This is a genomic window from Streptomyces sp. SID1328, from assembly GCF_009865595.1.
Classification (GTDB): domain Bacteria; phylum Actinomycetota; class Actinomycetes; order Streptomycetales; family Streptomycetaceae; genus Streptomyces; species Streptomyces griseoluteus.
The window spans coordinates 1-20,061 of sequence record NZ_WWKH01000414.1; the positions used below are offsets into that span (position 1 = coordinate 1).

19 protein-coding genes are annotated in these 20,061 nt (G+C 70.7%); 16 read left to right on the forward strand and 3 right to left on the reverse strand.

Translation table 11 applies throughout. The features are described from left to right. The first annotated feature begins 314 nt into the window (after positions 1 to 314). The 12 genes from GT030_RS12330 (at position 315) to GT030_RS12385 (ending at position 14,794) form a co-directional block, all read left to right on the forward strand. Positions 315 to 1,829, forward strand: a complete 1,515-nt coding sequence (locus GT030_RS12330; RefSeq protein WP_161201139.1) for a folylpolyglutamate synthase/dihydrofolate synthase family protein — start codon at positions 315 to 317, stop codon at positions 1,827 to 1,829. A gap of 12 nt (positions 1,830 to 1,841) precedes the next feature. Then, positions 1,842 to 2,207 carry a DUF4233 domain-containing protein gene (locus tag GT030_RS12335; RefSeq protein ID WP_161201140.1) on the forward strand — a complete coding sequence of 122 codons (366 nt, stop codon included), beginning with the start codon at positions 1,842 to 1,844 and terminating at the stop codon, positions 2,205 to 2,207. A gap of 61 nt (positions 2,208 to 2,268) precedes the next feature. Further along, a complete protein-coding gene (gene ndk / locus GT030_RS12340) occupies positions 2,269 to 2,682 on the forward strand; it encodes a nucleoside-diphosphate kinase (protein WP_161201141.1) in 414 nt (137 codons plus the stop codon). Between the two features lie 341 nt (positions 2,683 to 3,023). Then, positions 3,024 to 4,043, forward strand: coding sequence for a rod shape-determining protein (locus GT030_RS12345; RefSeq protein WP_020940056.1), 1,020 nt, complete (start codon positions 3,024 to 3,026; stop codon positions 4,041 to 4,043). Between the two features lie 165 nt (positions 4,044 to 4,208). After that, positions 4,209 to 5,165: a rod shape-determining protein MreC gene (mreC, locus tag GT030_RS12350; protein ID WP_161201142.1), complete on the forward strand. Its 957-nt coding sequence runs from the start codon at positions 4,209 to 4,211 to the stop codon at positions 5,163 to 5,165. 13 nt (positions 5,166 to 5,178) lie between these two features. Continuing rightward, positions 5,179 to 5,853: a rod shape-determining protein MreD gene (gene mreD, locus GT030_RS12355; protein ID WP_031182274.1), complete on the forward strand. Its 675-nt coding sequence runs from the start codon at positions 5,179 to 5,181 to the stop codon at positions 5,851 to 5,853. A gap of 171 nt (positions 5,854 to 6,024) precedes the next feature. Continuing rightward, a complete protein-coding gene (gene mrdA / locus GT030_RS12360; RefSeq protein WP_161201143.1) occupies positions 6,025 to 8,271 on the forward strand; it encodes a penicillin-binding protein 2 in 2,247 nt (748 codons plus the stop codon). Next, positions 8,268 to 9,464 carry a rod shape-determining protein RodA gene (gene rodA, locus GT030_RS12365; protein WP_161201144.1) on the forward strand — a complete coding sequence of 399 codons (1,197 nt, stop codon included), beginning with the start codon at positions 8,268 to 8,270 and terminating at the stop codon, positions 9,462 to 9,464. Before mrdA ends, rodA begins: the two co-directional genes overlap by 4 nt. 180 nt (positions 9,465 to 9,644) lie before the next feature. After that, on the forward strand, positions 9,645 to 11,150 hold the full coding sequence (locus GT030_RS12370) for a CYTH and CHAD domain-containing protein (RefSeq protein WP_161201145.1): 1,506 nt from the start codon (positions 9,645 to 9,647) through the stop codon (positions 11,148 to 11,150). Between the two features lie 105 nt (positions 11,151 to 11,255). After that, entirely contained in the window at positions 11,256 to 13,217 is a 1,962-nt protein-coding gene (locus GT030_RS12375; RefSeq protein ID WP_161201146.1) for a TIGR03960 family B12-binding radical SAM protein, read from the forward strand. 216 nt (positions 13,218 to 13,433) lie between these two features. Beyond that, a complete protein-coding gene (locus GT030_RS12380; protein ID WP_161201147.1) occupies positions 13,434 to 14,048 on the forward strand; it encodes a DUF1326 domain-containing protein in 615 nt (204 codons plus the stop codon). Continuing rightward, positions 14,045 to 14,794 (forward strand): DUF2182 domain-containing protein, encoded by a 750-nt coding sequence (locus GT030_RS12385; RefSeq protein ID WP_161201148.1) that lies wholly within the window; start codon positions 14,045 to 14,047, stop codon positions 14,792 to 14,794. The genes GT030_RS12380 and GT030_RS12385 overlap by 4 nt, the downstream gene beginning before the upstream one ends. Here GT030_RS12385 and GT030_RS36390 read toward each other — a convergent pair. The 3 genes from GT030_RS36390 to GT030_RS12400 all read right to left on the reverse strand — a co-directional run bounded on the left by GT030_RS36390 (position 14,766) and on the right by GT030_RS12400 (position 16,880). Further along, complete coding sequence (locus GT030_RS36390) at positions 14,766 to 15,113, reverse strand: FAD-binding protein (protein WP_346009621.1); 348 nt, start codon at positions 15,111 to 15,113, stop codon at positions 14,766 to 14,768. The two genes, GT030_RS12385 and GT030_RS36390, sit on opposite strands and share 29 nt — an antisense overlap. Before the next feature lie 40 nt (positions 15,114 to 15,153). After that, the gene (locus GT030_RS12395; protein ID WP_161201149.1) at positions 15,154 to 15,507 is read right to left on the reverse strand and encodes a DUF805 domain-containing protein; all 354 of its coding nucleotides are present in this window, start codon (positions 15,505 to 15,507) and stop codon (positions 15,154 to 15,156) included. Positions 15,508 to 15,638: 131 nt separating this feature from the next. After that, positions 15,639 to 16,880, reverse strand: coding sequence for a dipeptidyl aminopeptidase (locus GT030_RS12400; protein WP_161201150.1), 1,242 nt, complete (start codon positions 16,878 to 16,880; stop codon positions 15,639 to 15,641). Between the two features lie 183 nt (positions 16,881 to 17,063). Between GT030_RS12400 and GT030_RS12405 the strand changes: the two genes are divergently transcribed. The 4 genes from GT030_RS12405 to GT030_RS12420 form a co-directional block, all read left to right on the forward strand. Continuing rightward, positions 17,064 to 17,678 carry a hypothetical protein gene (locus GT030_RS12405; RefSeq protein WP_161201151.1) on the forward strand — a complete coding sequence of 205 codons (615 nt, stop codon included), beginning with the start codon at positions 17,064 to 17,066 and terminating at the stop codon, positions 17,676 to 17,678. 39 nt (positions 17,679 to 17,717) lie between these two features. Then, complete coding sequence (locus GT030_RS12410; RefSeq protein ID WP_161201152.1) at positions 17,718 to 18,785, forward strand: hypothetical protein; 1,068 nt, start codon at positions 17,718 to 17,720, stop codon at positions 18,783 to 18,785. A 46-nt stretch (positions 18,786 to 18,831) separates the two neighbouring features. Next, positions 18,832 to 19,608 carry a TIGR03936 family radical SAM-associated protein gene (locus tag GT030_RS12415; protein WP_161201153.1) on the forward strand — a complete coding sequence of 259 codons (777 nt, stop codon included), beginning with the start codon at positions 18,832 to 18,834 and terminating at the stop codon, positions 19,606 to 19,608. Positions 19,609 to 19,875: 267 nt separating this feature from the next. Continuing rightward, a partial coding sequence (locus tag GT030_RS12420; protein WP_161201154.1) for a hypothetical protein occupies positions 19,876 to 20,061 on the forward strand: 186 nt, incomplete at its 3' end.

Below are 20,061 nucleotides of genomic sequence, written 5' to 3' on the forward strand. Positions count from 1 at the left end.
AGCGAGGCTCGGCTGTGGTTCCCCAGGGGCGCGGGGAACTGCGCGACCGGCCCCCACGGGCCCGCAGCCGAACGAGGGGGACGCGCACGCGCGAGCGATGAAGCGAGGCTCGGCTGTGGCTCCCCAGGGGCGCGGGGAACTGCGCGGCCGGCCCCCATGGGCCCGCAGCCGAACACGGAAGGCGCCCGCGCGAGCGATCGAGCAGGGCTCGGCCGCAGACACCCGGGGGCGCGGGGAACTGCGCGGCCGGCCACGACCGGCCCGCCGTCGGACCACCACGCGCGAGGCGCCACCCCCTCCGTAGACTGGGCGACGTGAGCGACTCGCCCGGTAACAACGACACGCCCGACCCCCTCGCCGACTTCGACGACATCATCGCCGAGGAGACCGACCGCGACCCCGACCTCGCCGTGATCGAGGCCGGCAGCCGCACCCTGCGTACCCAGGGCGGCCCGCCGGAGGCCGACGTACCGGCCCGCCCCGAGGACCCCGAGGTGGACCGCGCCCTGCGCGAGGTGGAGACCGAGCTGGCCACCCGCTGGGGCGAGACCAAGCTGGAGCCGTCCGTCACCCGGATCGCCGCCCTGATGGACGTACTGGGCGACCCCCAGCGCACGTACCCCTCCATCCACATCACCGGCACCAACGGCAAGACCTCCACCGCCCGCATGGTCGAGGCCCTGCTCGGCGCCTTCGAACTGCGCACCGGTCGCTACACCAGCCCCCACGTGCAGTCGGTGACCGAGCGCATCAGCCTGGACGGCGCCCCGATCAGCGCCGAGCGCTTCATCGAGACGTACGAAGACATCAAGCCGTACATCGAGATGGTCGACACCGCCCAGGAGCACCGCCTCTCCTTCTTCGAGGTGCTCACCGGCATGGCGTACGCCGCCTTCGCGGACGCGCCCGTGGACGTCGCCGTGGTCGAGGTCGGCATGGGCGGAAGCTGGGACGCGACCAACGTGATCGACGGTGACGTGGCCGTGGTCATGCCGATCTCGCTGGACCACACCGACCGCCTCGGCGGGACGCCCGAGCTGATCGCCACCGAGAAGGCCGGCATCATCAAGCCGGACTCGACCGTGATCATGGCCCAGCAGCCGGTCGGCGCGGCGCAGGTGCTGCTGAAGAAGGCCGTCGAGGAGAACGCCACCGTGGCCCGCGAGGGCATGGAGTTCGGCGTGGTGGACCGCCAGGTCGCCGTCGGCGGCCAGCTGCTCACCCTGCGCGGACTGGGCGGCGAGTACCCCGAGGTCTACCTCCCGCTGCACGGCGCCCACCAGGCGCACAACGCGGCCGTCGCCCTCGCCGCCGTCGAGGCGTTCTTCGGCGTCGGTGCCGAGCGCGCCGAGCCGCTGGACATCGACACCGTGCGCAAGGCGTTCGCCGCCGTCTCCTCGCCGGGCCGGCTGGAGATCGTCCGGCGTTCCCCGACCGTGGTGCTGGACGCCGCGCACAACCCGGCCGGCGCGGAGGCGACCGCGGAGGCGGTGCGCGAGTCGTTCGACTTCAGCCGGCTGATCGGCGTGGTCGGCGCGAGCGCGGACAAGAACGTGCGCGGGCTGCTGGAGGCGTTCGAGCCGATCTTCGCGGAGGTCGTCGTCACGCAGAACTCCAGCCACCGCGCGATGGACGCGGACGAACTGGCCGGTATCGCCGTCGAGGTGTTCGGCGAGGACCGCGTCCAGGTCGAGCCCCGGCTGCCGGAGGCGCTGGAGGCCGCTATCACGCTGGCCGAGGAGGAGGGCGAGTTCGCCGGCGGCGGCGTACTGGTCACCGGTTCGGTCATCACGGTGGGCGAGGCACGCCTGCTGCTTCGGAAGGGCTGAGGTAAACCGCTCGTGCGTACGCTCTGTTCATCGACGCTGATCGGCGAGTTCTTCGTCATCGGGTTCGCCGGTCTGGTCGCCATGAAGGACCCCTCGCTGGCCGTGTCCACGGTGTGGTGGGTCTGCGGGGTCGCCATGGTGCTGTCCGTGCTGCTGTGCGGCATGGTGACCCGGCCGGGCGGCGTCGCCCTCGGCTGGGCCCTCCAGCTCGCCCTGATCGCCGCGGGCTTCTTCGTCCCGATGATGTACTTCATGGGCGCCGTCTTCGCGGCCCTGTGGTGGGCCTCGGTCCACTACGGCCGCAAGGTCGACGAGGCCAAGGCCCGCTTCGCGGCGGCCGCCGAAGCCGGTTCCTCCCCTACGGCTGACGCTGCGTGACGAGGGCGCGGACACGCCCTGTAACCTCGTGCCACCGCACGTCAGTCGTAAGGAGCCTCCCGTGACCCAGCGCACCCTCGTCCTGCTCAAGCCCGACGCCGTCCGTCGTGGCCTGATCGGCGAGATCATCGGCCGTATCGAGCGCAAGGCCGACTGGCGGATCGCGGCGCTGGAGCTGCGCGAGCTGGACCGGGGCACGCTGGAGCAGCACTACGGCGAGCACGAGGGCAAGCCGTTCTACGAGCCGCTGGTGCAGTTCATGTCCTCCGGCCCCGTCGTCGTGATGATCGTCGAGGGGGAGCGGGTCATCGAGGGTGTGCGGCAGCTCGCCGGGCCGACGGACCCGATCGCGGCGGCTCCCGGTTCCGTCCGGGGCGACTTCGGGGTCATCGTGCGCGAGAACCTGATCCACGCCTCGGACTCGGAGGAGTCCGCCGAGCGCGAGGTGAAGATTTTCTTTCCGGGCCGTGACTGACCGGTGCGGTGCGGGCCCGTCCGGGCCGCGCCGTAAGGAGTTTTAGGGAATTTTTTCTGAGGGTCCGTCAGGCCCCCCGGATATCCCGCCGCCGGACGGCCGTACCATTTCGGCCGTCCCTCGGCATATGCGTTGCCGTTCGGGGGAACGCATGCCCCCGATGGACCGTCTCCACAAGCGAGGCGGCGCGCCATCTGCTGACAATGGGCGAAGACCCTCGCGCGGTGTTCGTGCAGGCGCGTCTACGATGGAAGCCTTCACGTCACCGCACCCACCTCGCCGACCTGAAAAGCCCTCAAAAGCTTCCAGGGAAGGCCCGTCGAATCCTGATGGGGAACTCAATGTCGTTCATCGGCCGTGACATGGCTGTCGACCTCGGGACCGCCAACACGCTGGTGTACGTCAGGGGTCGCGGGATCGTACTCAACGAGCCGTCCGTCGTGGCGATCAACACCAACACCGGTGGAATCCTCGCGGTCGGCGCCGAAGCGAAGAAGATGATCGGCCGCACGCCGGGCAACATCGTGGCCGTGCGGCCGCTGAAGGACGGCGTGATCGCCGACTTCGAGATCACCGAGCGGATGCTCCGCTACTTCATCCTGAAGATCCACAAGCGGCGGTATCTGGCCCGGCCTCGGGTCGTCGTCTGCGTGCCCTCGGGCATCACGGGTGTCGAGCGGCGCGCCGTCATCGAAGCCTCCTCCCAGGCGGGCGCCCGCCAGGTGCACATCATCGAGGAGCCCATGGCCGCGGCCATCGGCTCCGGCCTGCCGGTCCACGAGGCCACGGGCAACATGGTGGTGGACATCGGCGGCGGCACCACGGAGGTCGCGGTCATCTCCCTCGGCGGCATCGTCACCGCCCAGTCCATCCGCGTCGCGGGTGACGAACTGGACAACGCGATCATCCAGTACATCAAGAAGGAGTACAGCCTCCTGCTGGGTGAGCGGACGGCCGAACAGATCAAGATCACGATCGGTTCGGCGTACGACCTCGACTCCGACGAGCACACCGAAGTCCGCGGCCGGGACCTGGTGTCCGGGCTGCCCAAGACCGTCGTCATCTCCGCGGCGGAGGTGCGCAAGGCGATCGAGGAACCGGTCAACGCGATCGTCGACGCCGTCAAGACGACCCTGGACAAGTGCCCGCCGGAGCTGTCCGGCGACATCATGGACCGGGGCATCGTGCTCACCGGCGGCGGCGCCCTGCTGCGCGGCCTCGACGAGCGGTTGCGCCGGGAGACCGGCATGCCGATCCACATCGCCGAGGACCCGCTCGACAGCGTCGCGCTCGGCTCCGGCAAGTGCGTCGAGGAGTTCGAGGCGCTGCAGCAGGTGCTCGACGCCCAGCCGCGCCGATGACATGACACTTCGATTCCGCCGTACGAGACGTTCTGCTCTCGTGCGGCGGATCGTTGATATAGAGGCATAAGCTCCCCCAACGGACCCCCTTCGATTCGCGCATCGGCAACGGCGCTTTATCGGGGGTCCCCGAATTCCTATAGAGGAAGGGCACGGCCGCCGCACGTGAGGGACACGAAAGAGAGCCGGCTGCTCCTGGTCCTGCTGATCGCCATCGCGTTCGCACTGATCACGGTGGACATCCGCGGAGGCCGGAACTCCCCGGTCGACGGAGCCCGGCAGGCCGCGGCCGCGGCCTTCGGCCCGATCGAGAACGGAATGTCCACGGCGGTGGACCCGGTGGGCAACGCCGTCTCCGCCGTCCGGAACTCCGGAGACCGCCATGACCGGCTCGCGGTCATGGAGAAGGAGAACGCGGCGCTCAAGGCCAAGCTGGGCAGTGACGACCGCACCCGCAGCCGTCTGAACCAGCTCGACAAGATGCTGAAGGTCGCGGGCCAGGGCCAGTACGGCATCAAGGGCGCCCAGGTCATCGCCATAGGAGCGGCCCAGGGCTTCTCCCGGACCATCACCATCGACGCGGGCGCCGACGACGGCATCAAGCGGGACATGACCGTGCTCAACGGCGACGGCCTGGTCGGCCGCGTCACCACGGTCGGCCCCGACACCGCCACCGTGCTGCTCGCCAACGATCCCGACTTCACCGTCGGCACCCGGATGGAGGGCAACGACGAACTCGGCTTCGCCTCCGGCCAGGGCGACCGCCCGCTGCGCGTGGAACTCCTCAACGGCAAGGCGGAGGTGAAGAAGGGCGACCGGCTCGTCACCTTCGGCTCCCAGGCCGACAAGCCGTTCGTGCCCGGCGTCCCGGTCGGCGTGGTCTCCCGCGTCGACCCCTCCGGCGGCGGCCTGACCCGCACGCTCTACGTCACCCCGTACGTCGGCTTCAGCAAGCTCGACATCGTCGGCGTGGTCGTGGCGGGACCGAAGAAGGACCCGCGCGACGAGGTCCTCCCGGCCAAGCCCAAGCCGGTCCCGACGCCCACGGTGACCGTCACGGTCACCCCCTCGGCGGACGGCTCCGCGCCGGACGACACCGACACCGACGGCCAGCAGCAGTAGGAGCTGAACCCCCATGCGCCTCAACCGCGTCCTGCTCTCCACCGTGCTGGTGGTCGTCGCCCTGGTGATCCAGGTGAGTGTCCTGGCCCGCCTCCACCTGCCCGGTGCCGTGCCCGACCTGCTCCTGCTGACCGTTCTCGGCCTCGCCCTGGTGTACGGCCATGTCGGCGGCGCCCTGGTCGGCTTCGGCGCGGGACTCCTCGCGGATCTCGCCCCGCCCGCCGACCACGCGGCCGGCCGGTACGCCCTGGTCCTGTGCGTCATCGGCTACTTCGCCGGGCTGGTCAAGCCCGAGACCGGCCGGCTGAAGTCGGCGACCGGCCCGATGGCCGTCGTGGTCGCCGCCGCGATCGGCTCCACCCTGCTCTACGCGGGCGTCGGCGCCCTGGTCGGCGACACCGCCGCCCGCCATGTCGGCCTGCCCGGCCTGCTGTTCTCGGCCGCGCTGTACGACCTGCTGCTGGCCCCCTTCGTGGTGCCCGGCGTGATGTGGCTGGCCCGCCGCGCGGACAACGACCCGCTGGCCGAGTCCGGGCCCGCCGCCAAGGCCGGGAACATCTCCTCGGGTTGGCTCTCCTCCGGTACCGGCCTGCGCATCGGCTCCCAGCGGGGCTTCGGCGCGCTGAAGGCCAGGGCCCGCACCCGTTCCGCCCGCGTCGGCCGGATCAAGGGGGTCAAGCGGCTGTGACAGCCCCCGAGTTCACCCGAACGGGGAAGAACCGGCGGAACCGGGCCAGTTCGGCCGCACGTTCAGCATCCGTACGCGCCTACCAGTCCCGCGCTGAGAGGGGGAGTCAGCAGCAGTGACGAACGCCCACCCGTCGCCCGCCACCGCCCTTCCAATGAATGGGCTGCGCCCATGACCAATATTCCCGAGACCGGGCGGACCCCACGGGTCCAGATCCGGCTGGTCGTCATCCAGATCCTCGTGCTTTCCCTGCTCGGCACCCTCGGCGGCCGGCTGTGGTACCTCCAGATCCGCGAGGGCGCCACGTACCAGAAGGAGGCGTCCGGCAACCACGTCCAGCAGGTCGTGGACCCGGCCGTGCGCGGTGACATCCTGGACGCGCGCGGAGTGCCGCTCGCGGACAACGAGACGCGGCTCGTCGTCTCCGCCTCCCGCACCGACCTGCTCAAGCAGAAGGACGACGGCAAGGGCGTGCTGGCCAAGCTCGCCGCCGTCCTCGGCCTGAAGCCGGAGGAGGTGCAGCAGAAGGTCCGGCTGTGCGACGCCAAGACCCCCCAGCCGTGCTGGAACGGCTCGCCTTACCAGCCGATCCCGATCACCGATGAGGCCACGCCCAAGCAGGCCCTGCAGATCCGGGAGCGGGCCGAGGACTTCCCCGGCATCACCGCCGAGCCCGAGGCGGTCCGCCGGTACGGCGCGCCGGGCAAGGCCAACACCTCCCAGGTCCTCGGGTATCTCTCCCCGGTCACCGACGAGGAGATCCAGAAGGCCAAGGACACCGAGTCGCCCTACCTGCGCTCCGACATGGTCGGCCGCTCCGGCCTGGAGCGGCAGTACGACAAGGAACTGCGCGGCAAGGCCGGCGTCACCCGGTACGAGGTGGACAACCTGGGCCGGGTCATCGGCAAGGCCAAGGCCGACCCGGCGGAGTCCGGCTCCAACCTGGTCACCAGCATCGACTCCCGTATCCAGCGGGTCACCGAGTTCGAGCTGGACAAGGCGATGAAGGTCGCCCGTCAGCAGTTCGACAACATCACCGGCACCAACTACAAGGCGGACTCCGGTGCCGCCGTGGTGATGGAGGCCAAGACCGGGCGCATCGTCGCCATGGCCTCGGCGCCCGACTACGACCCGAACGTCTGGGTGGGCGGCATCTCCGCCAAGGACTACAAGGCCCTCACCGGCAAGAACTCCGACTACCCGCTGCTGAACCGGGCCATCCAGGGCCAGGCCGCACCGGGCTCCACCTTCAAGGTGGTCTCCACGGCCGCCGCGGTCGAGGCGGGATACGACTTCAACGGGCGCTACCCCTGCACGAGTTCGTACTCGGTGGGCGGCCAGGTCTTCAAGAACTTCGAGGGCGAGAGCTTCGGCCCGATCCCGCTGGGCCGGGCGCTCGAGGTCTCCTGCGACACCGTCTTCTACTACCTCTCCGACCAGCAGTGGAAGAAGGACGGCGGCATCAACCCGAAGAAGGGCCAGCCCAAGGACTTCTTCTACAAGGCCGCCCACCAGTTCGGCCTCGGCAAGGAGACCGGCGTCGACCTGCCCAACGAGGTCACCGGCCGCATCCCGGACCGCCAGTGGAAGCTGGACTACTGGAAGGCCAACAAGGACGCCTGGTGCAAGTACGGCAAGAAGGACGGGTCGTACGTAGAGAAGATCGCCTACGAGAACTGCCTCGAGGGCAACAAGATGCGTGAGGGCGACTCGATCAACTACTCCATCGGTCAGGGCGACACCCTCGTCACGCCGATCCAGGAGGCGGTGATCTACGGCGCCGTGGCCAACGGCGGCACGATGTACCACCCGAGCATCGGCAAGGCGGTCATCAGCGCGGACGGCAAGTCGGTGCGCGAGCTGAAGCCGAGGCCCTCGGGCAGGCTGCCGGTCAGCAAGGCCACCCTCAAGGGCATGGACGAAGCCTTCGCGGGCGTCATCACCCGAGGCACCGCCGCGTGGAAGTTCGGCGGCTGGCCGCAGGACAAGATCCCGCTGCACGGCAAGACCGGTACGGCGGAGGTCTACGGCAAGCAGACCACCTCCTGGCTGGCGACCTACTCCAAGGACTACACGGTGATCATGACGATCGCCCAGGCCGGTACGGGTTCCGGAGCCTCCGGTGAGGCCGTGCGCAACATCTACAGCGCGCTGTACGGCGTCCAGGGCGACGGCTCGATCGACAACAAGAAGGCGATGCTGCCGGAGCCGCAGAAGACCCTCCCGAAGGTCCGTCCCGACGGCACGGTCGCCGCGCCCAAGATCAGCAACGACCCGGCCAAGGAGGTGGAGGCCGCGCAGAAGAACAACACCAGCAACGGCGAGGACCAGCCCCCCGCCACCTCGCCGTCGCCCAACACCAACAGCAACACCCGCAGGCGGCCCCGCCGGAGGGGGAGCCGGAGGACGCGCACATGACCGGCAACACCTTCTCCGTCTCCGGGTACGGCCCGAAGCGGGCGGGCTGGACCAGGATCTTCGCCCGTGACTCGCTGGCCCGCAGGCTGGACTGGCCGATACTGCTGGCGGCGCTCGCGCTGTCGATGATCGGCTCCCTGCTGGTGTTCTCGGCGACCCGCAACCGCACCGAGATCAACCAGGGTGACCCGTACTACTTCCTGATCCGGCACTTCATGAACACCGGCATCGGGCTCGCCCTGATGATCGGCACCCTGTGGCTGGGCCACCGCGGCCTGCGCAACGCGGTGCCGATCCTCTACGGCCTCTCGGTGGCCGGCATCCTCGCGGTGCTCACCCCGCTGGGCTCCACCGTCAACGGCGCCCACTCCTGGATCGTCTTCGGCGGCGGTTTCTCGATCCAGCCCTCGGAGTTCGTGAAGATCACGATCATCCTGGGCATGGCGATGCTGCTGTCCGCGCGGGTCGACGCGGGCGACAAGGCGTATCCGGACCACCGCACGGTGCTCCAGGCGCTCGGGCTGGCGGCGGTGCCGATCCTCATCGTGCTGCTCATGCCCGACCTGGGGTCGGTCATGGTCATGGTGATCATCATCCTGGGGGTGCTGCTCGCCTCCGGCGCCTCCAACCGCTGGGTGTTCGGCCTCATCTCGGCCGGCGCCATCGGTGCCATCGCGGTATGGCAGCTCCACATCCTGGACGACTACCAGATCAACCGGTTCGCGGCCTTCGCCAACCCGGAGCTGGACCCGGCGGGCGTCGGCTACAACACCAACCAGGCCCGTATCGCCATCGGCTCCGGCGGGCTGACCGGTTCCGGGCTGTTCCACGGCTCGCAGACCACGGGCCAGTTCGTGCCGGAGCAGCAGACCGACTTCGTCTTCACCGTCGCGGGCGAGGAGCTCGGCTTCCTCGGAGCCGGCCTGATAATCCTTCTCCTCGGCGTCATCCTGTGGCGCGCCTGCCGCATCGCCCGTGACTCGACCGAGTTGTACGGCACGGTCGTGGCCGCCGGCATCGTCGCCTGGTTCGCCTTCCAGGCGTTCGAGAACGTCGGCATGACGCTCGGCATCATGCCGGTCACCGGCCTGCCGTTGCCCTTCGTCTCCTACGGCGGCTCCTCGATGTTCGCGGTGTGGATCGCGGTGGGACTGCTGCAGTCGATCAGAGTGCAGCGCCCCATGTCGGCGTGAGCCTTCGGCGGCTCGGCCATCGGGCCCGGTCGGGTTTCCCTTCGGGGAGACCGGACCGGGCCCTAGGCGTTTTTGGGAGCGTGTGCGGCCGCGGAGTGCGGCGGTCCGCCGGGCCGGACCTGCGGCCTCGACCGTTCCCGGGGGCTGGTTGAGATCGCGGAGGCGTTCTAGATTCGGTTCATGGCGGACGTGAAGCGGGAGATCGAGCGGAAGTACGAGGCGGCGGACGACGAGCCGCTGCCCGAGCTGGCAGGGGCCGGCGCGGTGGCGGACGTCGTGGACAGAGGTGTGGTCGAGCTGGACGCCGTCTACTACGACACCGCCGACGAGCGGCTGGGGGCGGCCTCACTCACGCTGCGCCGCCGTACCGGAGGCGCGGACGCCGGGTGGCATCTGAAGTTCCCCGTCGCTCCCGGTGTCCGGGACGAGATCCGGGCCCCGCTCTCGGACACCGTGCCCGAGGAGATCGCCGCGCTGGTGCGCTCACGGGTCCGGGGTGCCGGGCTGGTCCCCGTGGTCCGGCTGCGTTCCGCCCGCGACGTACGGCACCTGGTCGGCGCGGACGGGACCCTCCTGGCCGAGGCGAGCGTGGACACCGTCGACGCCGAGCGGCTCAACCGCGCGGGCGGCACCGCCCGGTGGACCGAGATCGAGGTGGAGCTGGCCGACGGCGCCGACCCGGCCGTGCTGGACGCCGTCGAGGAGCGGCTCGCGGAGGCGGGGGTGCGGCCGTCGAAGGCGTCGTCCAAGGTGGCCGAGGCGCTGCGCCGTACCGGCGGCTCCCGTGCCCGGTCGGCGGGGCGGACGGCGGAGCCGGTGACAGCGGGGGACCACGTCCTCGCGTACCTCCGGGAGCAGCGCGAGGAGATCCTCGCCCGCGACCCCGGCGTCCGCCGGGACCTGCCGGACTCCGTGCACCAGATGCGCGTCGCCACCCGCCGGCTCCGCTCCGCCTTCCGCAGCTTCGGCTCCGTGCTGGACCGGGACGCCACCGCCCCGGTCGCCGCCGAGCTGAAGTGGCTGGCCCGCGAACTCGGGGCGGGCCGGGACCAGGAGGTGCTGGCGGAACGGCTGTCGGACGCCCTGGACGCGGTCCCGCCCGGCGAGGTCACCGGTCCGGTCCGCCACCGCCTCGCCTCCTGGGCCGCCGCCCGGCACGGCAGTACCCGCGGCCGGCTGCTCGGGGTGCTGGACTCCGCCCGCTACCTCGCCCTGCTGGACAGCCTCGACACCCTGCTCGCGGACCCCCCGCTGCGGCAGAAGGCGGCGCGCAAGCCGGGCAAGGTGCTCACCCGCGCGCTGAAGAAGGAGGGTGACAAGCTGGCCCGGCTGGTGACGGCCGCGCTGGACCAGCCGCCCGGCGAGGACCGTGACCACGCGCTGCACCAGGCCCGTAAGCGGGCCAAGCGCGCCCGGTACGCCGCCGAGGCGGCCGTCCCCGCGCTCGGCGGCTCCGCCCGCGCCCTGGCCGGCGCGGCGAAGAAGCTGACCAGCCTGCTCGGCGAGCATCAGGACAGCGTGCTGGCCCGGCAGACCCTGCGCGAGCTGGCGGCGGTGGCGCACGCGGCGGGGGAGAGCGCGTTCACGTACGGGGTGCTGTACGAGCGGGAGGAGCGGGCGGCCCGGCGCACGGAGGAGAAGCTGCCCGGCAAGTGGGCGAAGGCCCGCTCCGCGTTCCCGCACTGAGCTCGGTGTGCGGAGGGACGCGTCCGAACGGGTTAGGCTTGATGGTCACCCTTCCAGCCGCCGGCCGGGAGATGCCCTTAGTCAGCTCACGAAGGTAATGCCGCGATGTCTGTCGAGTCGGTCTTCCCGCAGCTCGAAGCCTTGCTCCCGCATGTGCAGAAGCCGATCCAGTACGTCGGCGGAGAACTGAACTCCACGGTCAAGCCCTGGGACGAGGCCGAGGTCCGCTGGGCCCTGATGTACCCGGACGCGTACGAGGTCGGTCTGCCCAACCAGGGCGTCATGATCCTCTACGAGGTGCTCAACGAGCAGCAGGGCGTCCTCGCCGAGCGCACGTACAGCGTGTGGCCGGACCTGGAGGCGCTGATGCGGGAGCACGGTGTCCCGCAGTTCACGGTCGACAGTCACCGTCCGGTGAAGGCGTTCGACGTGTTCGGCCTGAGCTTCTCCACCGAGCTGGGCTACACCAACATGCTCACGGCGCTGGAGCTGGCGGGTATTCCGCTGGAGTCGCGGGACCGTACGGTCGACGACCCGATCGTGCTGGCCGGCGGGCACGCGGCGTTCAACCCGGAGCCGATCGCGGACTTCATCGACGCGGCGATCATCGGTGACGGCGAGCAGGCCGTGCTGGACATGACGGAGATCATCCGCCGGTGGAAGGCGGAGGGCCGGCCCGGTGGCCGCGAGGAGGTGCTGCTCCGGCTGGCGAAGACGGGCGCGGTGTACATCCCGGCGTTCTACGACGTGGAGTACCTGCCCGACGGCCGGATCGGCCGGGTGGTGCCCAACCGCTCCGGTGTCCCGTGGCGTGTCTCCAAGCACACGGTGATGGACCTGGACGAGTGGCCGTACCCGAAGCAGCCGCTGGTGCCGCTGGCGGAGACGGTGCACGAGCGGATGTCGGTGGAGATCTTCCGCGGCTGCACGCGCGGCTGCCGGTTCTGCCAGGCGGGCATGATCACCCGCCCGGTGCGCGAGCGCTCGATCACCGGCATCGGTGACATGGTCGAGAAGGGCCTCAACGCGACCGGCTTCGAGGAGGTCGGCCTGCTCTCGCTGTCCTCGGCGGACCACTCCGAGATCGGTGAGATCGCCAAGGGCCTGGCGGACCGGTACACGGACGACAAGATCGGCCTCTCGCTGCCCTCCACCCGGGTCGACGCGTTCAACGTCGACCTGGCCAACGAGCTGACCCGCAACGGCCGCCGGTCCGGTCTCACCTTCGCCCCCGAGGGCGGCTCCGAGCGCATGCGCAAGGTCATCAACAAGATGGTCTCGGAGGAGGACCTGATCCGTACGGTCGCCACCGCGTACGGCAACGGCTGGCGGCAGGTGAAGCTGTACTTCATGTGCGGTCTGCCGACCGAGACGGACGACGACGTCCTCCAGATCGCCGACATGGCGACCCATGTGATCCAGAAGGGCCGCGAGGTCTCCGGCTCGGGCGACATCCGCTGCACGGTCTCCATCGGCGGCTTCGTGCCCAAGCCGCACACCCCGTTCCAGTGGGCGCCGCAGCTCTCCGCCGAGGAGACCGACGCGCGCCTGCAGAAGCTCCGCGACAAGATCCGGGGCGACAAGAAGTACGGCCGCTCCATCGGCTTCCGGTACCACGACGGCAAGCCCGGCATCGTCGAGGGCCTGCTCTCGCGCGGCGACCGGCGCGTCGGCGCGGTCATCCGCGCGGTCTACGAGGACGGCGGCCGCTTCGACGGCTGGCGCGAGCACTTCTCCTACGACCGCTGGATGGGCTGCGCGGACAAGGCGCTGGCCGAGTTCGGCGTCGACGTCGACTGGTACACCACCCGCGAGCGCTCCTACGAGGAAGTCCTCCCCTGGGACCACCTCGACTCCGGCCTCGACAAGGACTGGCTCTGGGAGGACTGGCAGGACGCCCTCGACGAGACCGAGGTCGAGGACTGCCGCTGGACCCCCTGCTTCGACTGCGGAGTCTGCCCGCAGATGGACACCCACATCCAGATCGGCCCGACCGGCAAGAAGCTGCTGCCGCTGACGGTCAAGAACGCGGGTCCGACGCCGGCGTCGAGTGGTCACTCGCACTGACGTGAGCGGGGCGCTCGGCGCCTCACACCAGTGAGCCCCCTTTCCTGATGGAGAGGGGGCTCACTGGTGTGCGGTGGCGGGGAACCTGCGGGCTCGGCACCGCGGCTGGTGCCAACGGGAACTGTCGGGAATAGCCTGGGAAAAGCGACTTCGGAGCGGAACGGGCCCGCCTGAGGTGTGCGATACGTCGAGGGGGATGCGAAACAGGGAGGAAGCATGCCCTGGAATCTGAGCGGCACGTACCTGGAGAGCTGCAACTGTGACGTGGTGTGCCCCTGCACCACCTCGGGCCTCACCGCGCCGGCCGACCACGAGCGCTGCCAGGTGACCTTCGCGTTCCACGTGGACAGCGGGACCGTGGGCGGCGTGGACGTCTCCGACCGCAGCGTCGCCGTCTTCATCGACGCACCCCGGGTGATGGCCGAGGGCGGCTGGCAGGTCGCGCTCTACGTCGATGCCGCGGCCGACGAGAGTCAGGCGGAGGCGCTGGGCAAGGTCTTCTCCGGCCAGGCCGGTGGGCCGATGGCGGCGCTCACGCCGCTCATCGGCGAGGTCCTCGGAGTGGAGCGCGTCCCCATCGTCTACCGCGACGACGGCCGCCGCCATGCCGCGCGGGTGGGTGACGCCATCGACATCGAGATCGAGGACCAAGTCGCCCCGCAGTTCGGCGAGGACGGTCCGGTGATGGGCCTGACGGGCGTGTTCCATCCTGTGAACAGCACGCTGACGATCGCCCGGTCCACCCGGGCGACGGGCGACGGCGTGTTCGGCCGGTCCTGGGACTTCACCGGCGGCAACGGACACTCGGCGCCCTTCACGTGGTCCGTATGACCGAGGGGCCGGTCATTGGGCGTCGAAGGGTGCGCCCTGCCGGGCTTCTGCTGGTAGCCGCGGCCGTCGCCTGGAGCTGGGTGGTGACGCGCTGGGGAGGTATGCAGGCGACGACCGCCACCATGGGCCTGGGACTGCCCGCTTTCCTGGGCGTGTGGACGCTGATGATGGCCGCGATGATGCTGCCCTCCACGGCGCCCGTCGCCGCGCTGTACGCACGCACCATCACCGTGCACCGGTCGAGGCGCATGGTCGCTTTCACCGTTGCGTACCTGCTCGTCTGGGCCATGGCCGGGCTGCCGGCGTATGCGCTGGCCGTGGGCCTGGGCCGGGCGGCGACGGCGGCAGGGACCGCAGTGGCCGCGGCCGTGTTCGCGGTCTGTGGCGTCTACCAGTTCACGTCGCTCAAAGACCGTTGCCTGGCGAGGTGCCGCTCGCCGATCGGGCTCATGCTTCGTTACGCCTCGTACCAGGGACACTCCCGCGATCTGCGTGCCGGAGCCCACCACGGCGCCTTCTGCCTGGGCTGCTGCTGGTCGCTCATGCTGCTGCTGGCGGCATTCGGCCTGATGAACCTGTGGGCCATGGTGGTACTGGCTGTCGTGATCACCGCTGAGAAGCTCGCTCCGGCCGGCCGCCTGGTGGCCCGTGCCGTGGGTATCGTCTCGATCGCTCTGGCGGTAGCCGTCTTCTGGGTGCCGACGCTGGCTCCGGGTCTCACCGGTGGCGGTATGGCCGGCATGTGAGGGACGGTACCGATCTTCCGGGTGCGCAAGTCCAGCACATACGTCTTATATGAACGCGAAGGGCACGGATGGGAGCCGGGGCGGTCACCGCTTCCAGCTGGTTGAGCCCGGCGCCGACTGTCGCCGTGCGAGCGGTGGTGTCGATATGAACCGACTTCAGTTCGCTGACATCGATCACGATGCCGTTGTCGACGTTCGACCAGCCCTCAAGGCTGAGGCCGCCGCTCCGCACCCGCAGCGCCACGTCATGCTGACGTGCCCATGTGAGGGCGTTGACCACGTCCCGGCCAAGGCCGGCGGAACACGACGAAGGGCCCACCGGATGATCCGGTGGGCCCTTCGTCGTGGCTGAGCCGGCGTCAGACCGCCGGGGCGTACTTCGGGTTGGGGCCGTACTCGTTGGCCTCCGGCTTGCCCTCCGAGGCGAGGAAGACGAGCAGGATGATGAAGCCGACCAGCGGGATCAGCGAGATCAGGATCCACCAGCCGGAGCGGCCCGTGTCGTGCAGGCGGCGGACCGCGACGGCGAGGCCCGGGATCAGGACGGCGAGGCCGTAGACGAGCTGGAGGACCTGGGTGTCCAGGGCCGCGTCCACGATCGCCAGCACGATGGTGATGATCAGGTTGAACAGGAAGAACATCCAGTATTCCTGCCGCCGCGCGCGACCGCTGAACACCGCGTACTTCTTGAGCACGTCCACGTACCAGTGCATTTCTCGTCCCCCCAGGGAAGTGCGTGATTGGTCTCCCATGGAAGCAGCACCCCTGGCCGGAATCCATAACTTTGGCGTGATCAGATCAAGGCGTTACGTGGCCGCAGCCGTACGGTGATCAAACCCGTTCCTCACACCGTGCCGGCGGTCGCCAGCCGGGCGTCCAGCCAGTCGAAGACCCGCTCCTCGAACAGCGCCCGCCCCAGCGGCTCGCAGTGCAGATGCGCCCCCTCCTCCTCGGTGAAGCGCACCAGTTCCTTGGGGCCGGGCAGCGCGTCGTACAACTGCTCCGACGCGCCGGGCCAGAAGTGCTCGCCCTCCGGGTCGGTGATCAGCAGCGGGGTGGTGATGTGGTCCACGACGCGGGTGAGGTCGTGCCGGGACACCTCGGTCAGCAGGTCGTACCGAGAGACCTCGCACAGCAGGTCGTAGGGCCTCTCCACGCCGTACGGCTTGGCCCGCCAGTGCCACGTCGCGGCCAGCGCCGGGTTCTGCTCCAGCGCCTCCCCGATGATCGCGTCGAAGGCGTCCCGGTCCCCGGACTCCCACAGCGCGCGCAGGTCCGGCCCGAGGTGCTGCCACCAGCTCTCCGCGACCCGCACCACCCCCGGATCGGCGACCGCCGCCGCGAGCCGGTGCTCGAAGGCCAGCGCGCGCGGCACCCAGTACCCGGCCTGGCTGATCCCGGCCAGCGCGATACGCCGTGGGTCGACGTCGGGGCGGGCGAGGAGGTAGTCCACGACCGGGGTGATGACGTTCTCCCAGTCCGGCCGGAAGGTGACCCCCCGCTCGAAGAGCATCGACTGCTGGCCGGGTCCGTCGAAGAGCAGGACGCGGTACCCCCGCTCCACCGCCGGGGCGCCGAGCAGCGTCCAGGCCGCGCTGAGCGGCCCGTCGCTGCCGTTGTTGGCGATCAGCGTCGGCAGCGGCTCGTCCGTGCCGGGCGGGCTGACCAGATAGCCGGGGAGCGTCGTGCCCTCGTACGGGATGGACACCGGCTCGGCGGGCGGGTCCAGGGCCAGCAGGAACCGGTCGAGGCAGGACCGGTGCTCGGTGAACGCCTCCGCCGCCCGCTTCTCCGCGTCCGGTACCGCGTCCACGCCCACCATCGCGGTGCCCAGATACCCGGCCGCGCGCAGCCACCCCTCGCGGGCGCTGACCAGGTGACCGGCCGCCGCGCACTCCTCCGCCTCCACCCGTACGCGGCGCCCCAGGTCCAGCCAGGCGTCGAACCACACCTGCCCGTCGCCGCCCGCCACCGACGCGGCGGTGCTGAGCACTTCGCCCGCGTCGGCTCCCTGCCGCCACACCGACCCGAGGGCGAGCAGGATCTCGAAGTTGAACTGGTCGTTCTCGCTGAAGCGATACGTCATGACGGCTCCCGGACATGCCGAGCGAACCCCTTGATGGTCCGGACCGCACCTCCCACGGTAAGTGCCCGCCCGCCACCGCGCACCACGGGCGGGCGGCGTGCGGGCGGGGCGGCGCGGCGTGACGATGGGAGGGGGCGGCCCGCGGCTTCCCACGACGGCACACCATCAGGAGAGGACGTCCTCATGGTTGAGCAGGCGACCACGGAACAGACCACCCCCAGCAAGAAGCCGCCCGGCACCGTGAACGTGTTCCTCTCCTTCGCCCCCTGGATCATCTTCGGCGTGGTGGCCAGCCCCAGCACCTGGGAGTACGCGGCCCTCGCCGCCCTGGTCGCGGCCCTCGTGCTGTCCGCCCAGGACCTGCTGCAGGGCAGGATCCGCATCCTGGACGCGGCCGGCATCGTGTTCTTCGCGGTCCTCTCCGTCCTCGCCCTCGCCCTGAACCGCGCGGACCTGCTCTGGCTGGAGACCTACGCCCAGGTCATCTCCAACGGCCTGGTCGCCGTCATCGCCTTCGCGTCGCTGCTCCACGACCCCTTCACCGCCCAGTACGCCCGCGAGTCGACCCCGCGCCAGTACTGGGACTCGCCGGTCTTCCGGCACATCAACCGGGTGCTCACCACGTACTGGGGCGTCACCTTCGCCGTCATGACGGCCTCCACCTGGCTGGCCATCCACTTCCCCGGCCAGGACGACTGGTTCAACTGGGTCGTCCCCGTCGTCCTGCTGGTGATCGCGGTGAAGTTCACCCAGCGCTACCCGGAGACGTACAAGTCCCGCGCGGTTCCGGCAGGCTGAAAAGGCATCCAAAAACGGGTCAGCGGCGTCCATGAGGGTATGGACCTCGACAAGCCGCCCGCGCCACAGCCCCTGGAGGGCTGCCTCGTCGTCGCCCTCCGGCTGCCCGTCCGGATCGTCGTGCTGGTGCTCGTGGTGCCGGTACGGCTCGCGTGGGACGCGCTGGTCGCGGCCGGAGGGTTCCTGCACGCCACCGTGCTGCGGCCCCTCGGCCGCGCGCTGCTGTGGGCCGGCCGGGCCCTGTTCGTCTGGCCCTTCGTGGCGCTGTGGCGCTGGGTACTGGTCCCGGTCGGCACCGCACTGAGATGGCTCGGACAGGTGCTGGTCGTCGCGCCGCTGTGCTGGCTCTACGCCCATCTCCTGACCCCCCTCGGCCACGCGCTGCGCTGGGCCGCGCGGGGTGTGGTCACCTATCTCCTGGCACCGGTCGGCCGGGGCCTGGCCTGGCTCGCGCGGGGTGCCGGCGCCCTGCTGGCCGCCGTCGGGCTCGGGGTGTTCACCGGCGCCGCCTGGCTCGTCCGGAACCTGCTCGTCGTCCCCGCCCGGTGGCTGTACGGCCACGTGCTGAGCCCGGTGGGGCGGGCGCTGCTGTGGGTGGCCGAGGCCCTGGTCACCGGGGCCGGGACGGTCCTGTACTGGACGGCGCGCATCCTGTTCGTGCTGCCCGCCCTCGCGCTGTGGCGCTGGGTGCTGGCCCCCGTGGGCCGGGTGCTGGCCGTGGTCGCGCGGGAGGTCGTCGACGCGCTCGGGCACGCCTGGCGGGTCGCCGGGCACCTCTCCCGTGTCATCGGCCGCGCCCTGGGGACCCTCTTCCGGTGGATCTTCGTGGAGCCTGCCCGCTGGGTGTACCGGACCGTCCTCACCCCGGCCGGACACGTCGTACGGGACGTGGTGCTGCGGCCCGCCGCACGGGCCGCGCGCGAGGTGGGACGGGTCACCCGGCTGACCCTCGCCGCCGCCCGCGAGACCCTGCGCGAGACCCGCCGGGACCTGCGCCGGGCCCTCTTCGGAGAGCCCCGGCAGCAGGTCGCGGTGGACCGGCGGGAACCTCCGGCGCGCGATCCACGTACTCTTGGTAGCAGTACGACCGTTCTCACGAAGGACTAGGACACTGGGCAAGCGACAGCCCGAAGGCCCGCCGCCCGCACCCGCGGTGCAGCGCATCCGACTGCGTTACACCAAGCGCGGCCGCCTCCGGTTCACCAGCCACCGTGACTTCCAGCGCGCCTTCGAGCGCGCGTTGCGCCGCGCCGAGGTACCCATGGCGTACTCGGCGGGGTTCACGCCGCACCCGAAGGTGTCGTACGCCAATGCCGCACCCACCGGCACGGGCAGTGAGGCGGAGTACCTGGAGATCGCGCTGACCGCACCGCGCGACCCCGGGACCCTGCGCGCCCTGCTCGACGAGTCGATGCCCGCCGGGCTCGACATCGTCGACGCTGTGGAGGGCCGCACCTCGGGGCTGGCCGACCGGCTCACCGCCTCCGTGTGGGAGCTGCGGCTGGACGGCGTGGCCCCCGAGGAGGCCAAGGCCGCCACCGAGGCGTTCATGGCGGCGGAGACGGTTCAGGTGCAGCGGATGGCCAAGAACGGCGTCCGTACGTTCGACGCCCGCGCCGCCGTCGTCACCCTGGAAACGCGGGACGAGTCGGCTGATAGGCCCAGCGACCGGCCCTGTGCGATACTGCGCCTGGTTGTTCGGCACGTGACGCCTGCCGTACGACCCGACGACGTCCTGTCCGGTCTTCGCGCCGTGGCCGACCTGGCGCCGCCGGTCCCCGCAGCGGTGACCAGGCTGGCGCAGGGGCTGTTCGATGAAGAGACCGGCACGGTGACCGACCCGCTCGCGCCCGACCGCGAGGCAGCCACGGCCCCGAAGGCCGAACCCGCTGCCGCCGCGACGGTGCCGGCGCCGGAAGGTCCCGCGTAGGGACGGACGCCGTAGCGCCGCCCTCTGATCCGGGAGCCACCTGGGTCGGGCAGCGCACCGACCAGAAGACTTTCGCCAGGCCGTACCGACAAGGCGTACGGAACCGGCGAGACAGGACACAGAGTGCTCCCGTGCGGCGCCCGCGCCCCGGACGGCGGCCACCGCGCATCGCGCGGGCCGCGGACGTCAGCGGTGCCGGTTCTCTTCACGAGACCGGCCCCGGACCAGGCGCGGCGACCCGGGAGCTCCGACGGGAGAAATGCCCGCATGCTCGAACCGACCGAGCCCAACGAGGGCTCCGAACTGAACACCCCGAGCGACACGCTGCCCCCGCGCAGGCGTCGCCGTGCCGCGTCCCGCCCGGCGGGTTCGCCCGCCGCCGCAGCCGGCACCGAGACCGGCGCGCAGCCCGAGGCCGCCGCCCCGGCACCCCAGGCCGAGGCCCCCGAGGCC

Excerpts from the sequence above, each read along its gene's own strand:
- GT030_RS12345 (WP_020940056.1), top strand. The coding sequence starts at position 3,024 with ATGTCGTTCATCGGCCGTGACATGGCTGTCGACCTCGGGACCGCCAAC.
- mreD (WP_031182274.1), top strand. The coding sequence starts at position 5,179 with ATGCGCCTCAACCGCGTCCTGCTCTCCACCGTGCTGGTGGTCGTCGCC.
- mrdA (WP_161201143.1), top strand. The coding sequence starts at position 6,025 with ATGACCAATATTCCCGAGACCGGGCGGACCCCACGGGTCCAGATCCGG.
- rodA (WP_161201144.1), top strand. The coding sequence starts at position 8,268 with ATGACCGGCAACACCTTCTCCGTCTCCGGGTACGGCCCGAAGCGGGCG.
- GT030_RS12370 (WP_161201145.1), top strand. The coding sequence starts at position 9,645 with ATGGCGGACGTGAAGCGGGAGATCGAGCGGAAGTACGAGGCGGCGGAC.
- GT030_RS12375 (WP_161201146.1), top strand. The coding sequence starts at position 11,256 with ATGTCTGTCGAGTCGGTCTTCCCGCAGCTCGAAGCCTTGCTCCCGCAT.
- GT030_RS12380 (WP_161201147.1), top strand. The coding sequence starts at position 13,434 with ATGCCCTGGAATCTGAGCGGCACGTACCTGGAGAGCTGCAACTGTGAC.
- GT030_RS12385 (WP_161201148.1), top strand. The coding sequence starts at position 14,045 with ATGACCGAGGGGCCGGTCATTGGGCGTCGAAGGGTGCGCCCTGCCGGG.
- GT030_RS12395 (WP_161201149.1), bottom strand. The coding sequence starts at position 15,507 with ATGCACTGGTACGTGGACGTGCTCAAGAAGTACGCGGTGTTCAGCGGT.
- GT030_RS12400 (WP_161201150.1), bottom strand. The coding sequence starts at position 16,880 with ATGACGTATCGCTTCAGCGAGAACGACCAGTTCAACTTCGAGATCCTG.
- GT030_RS12405 (WP_161201151.1), top strand. The coding sequence starts at position 17,064 with ATGGTTGAGCAGGCGACCACGGAACAGACCACCCCCAGCAAGAAGCCG.
- GT030_RS12410 (WP_161201152.1), top strand. The coding sequence starts at position 17,718 with ATGGACCTCGACAAGCCGCCCGCGCCACAGCCCCTGGAGGGCTGCCTC.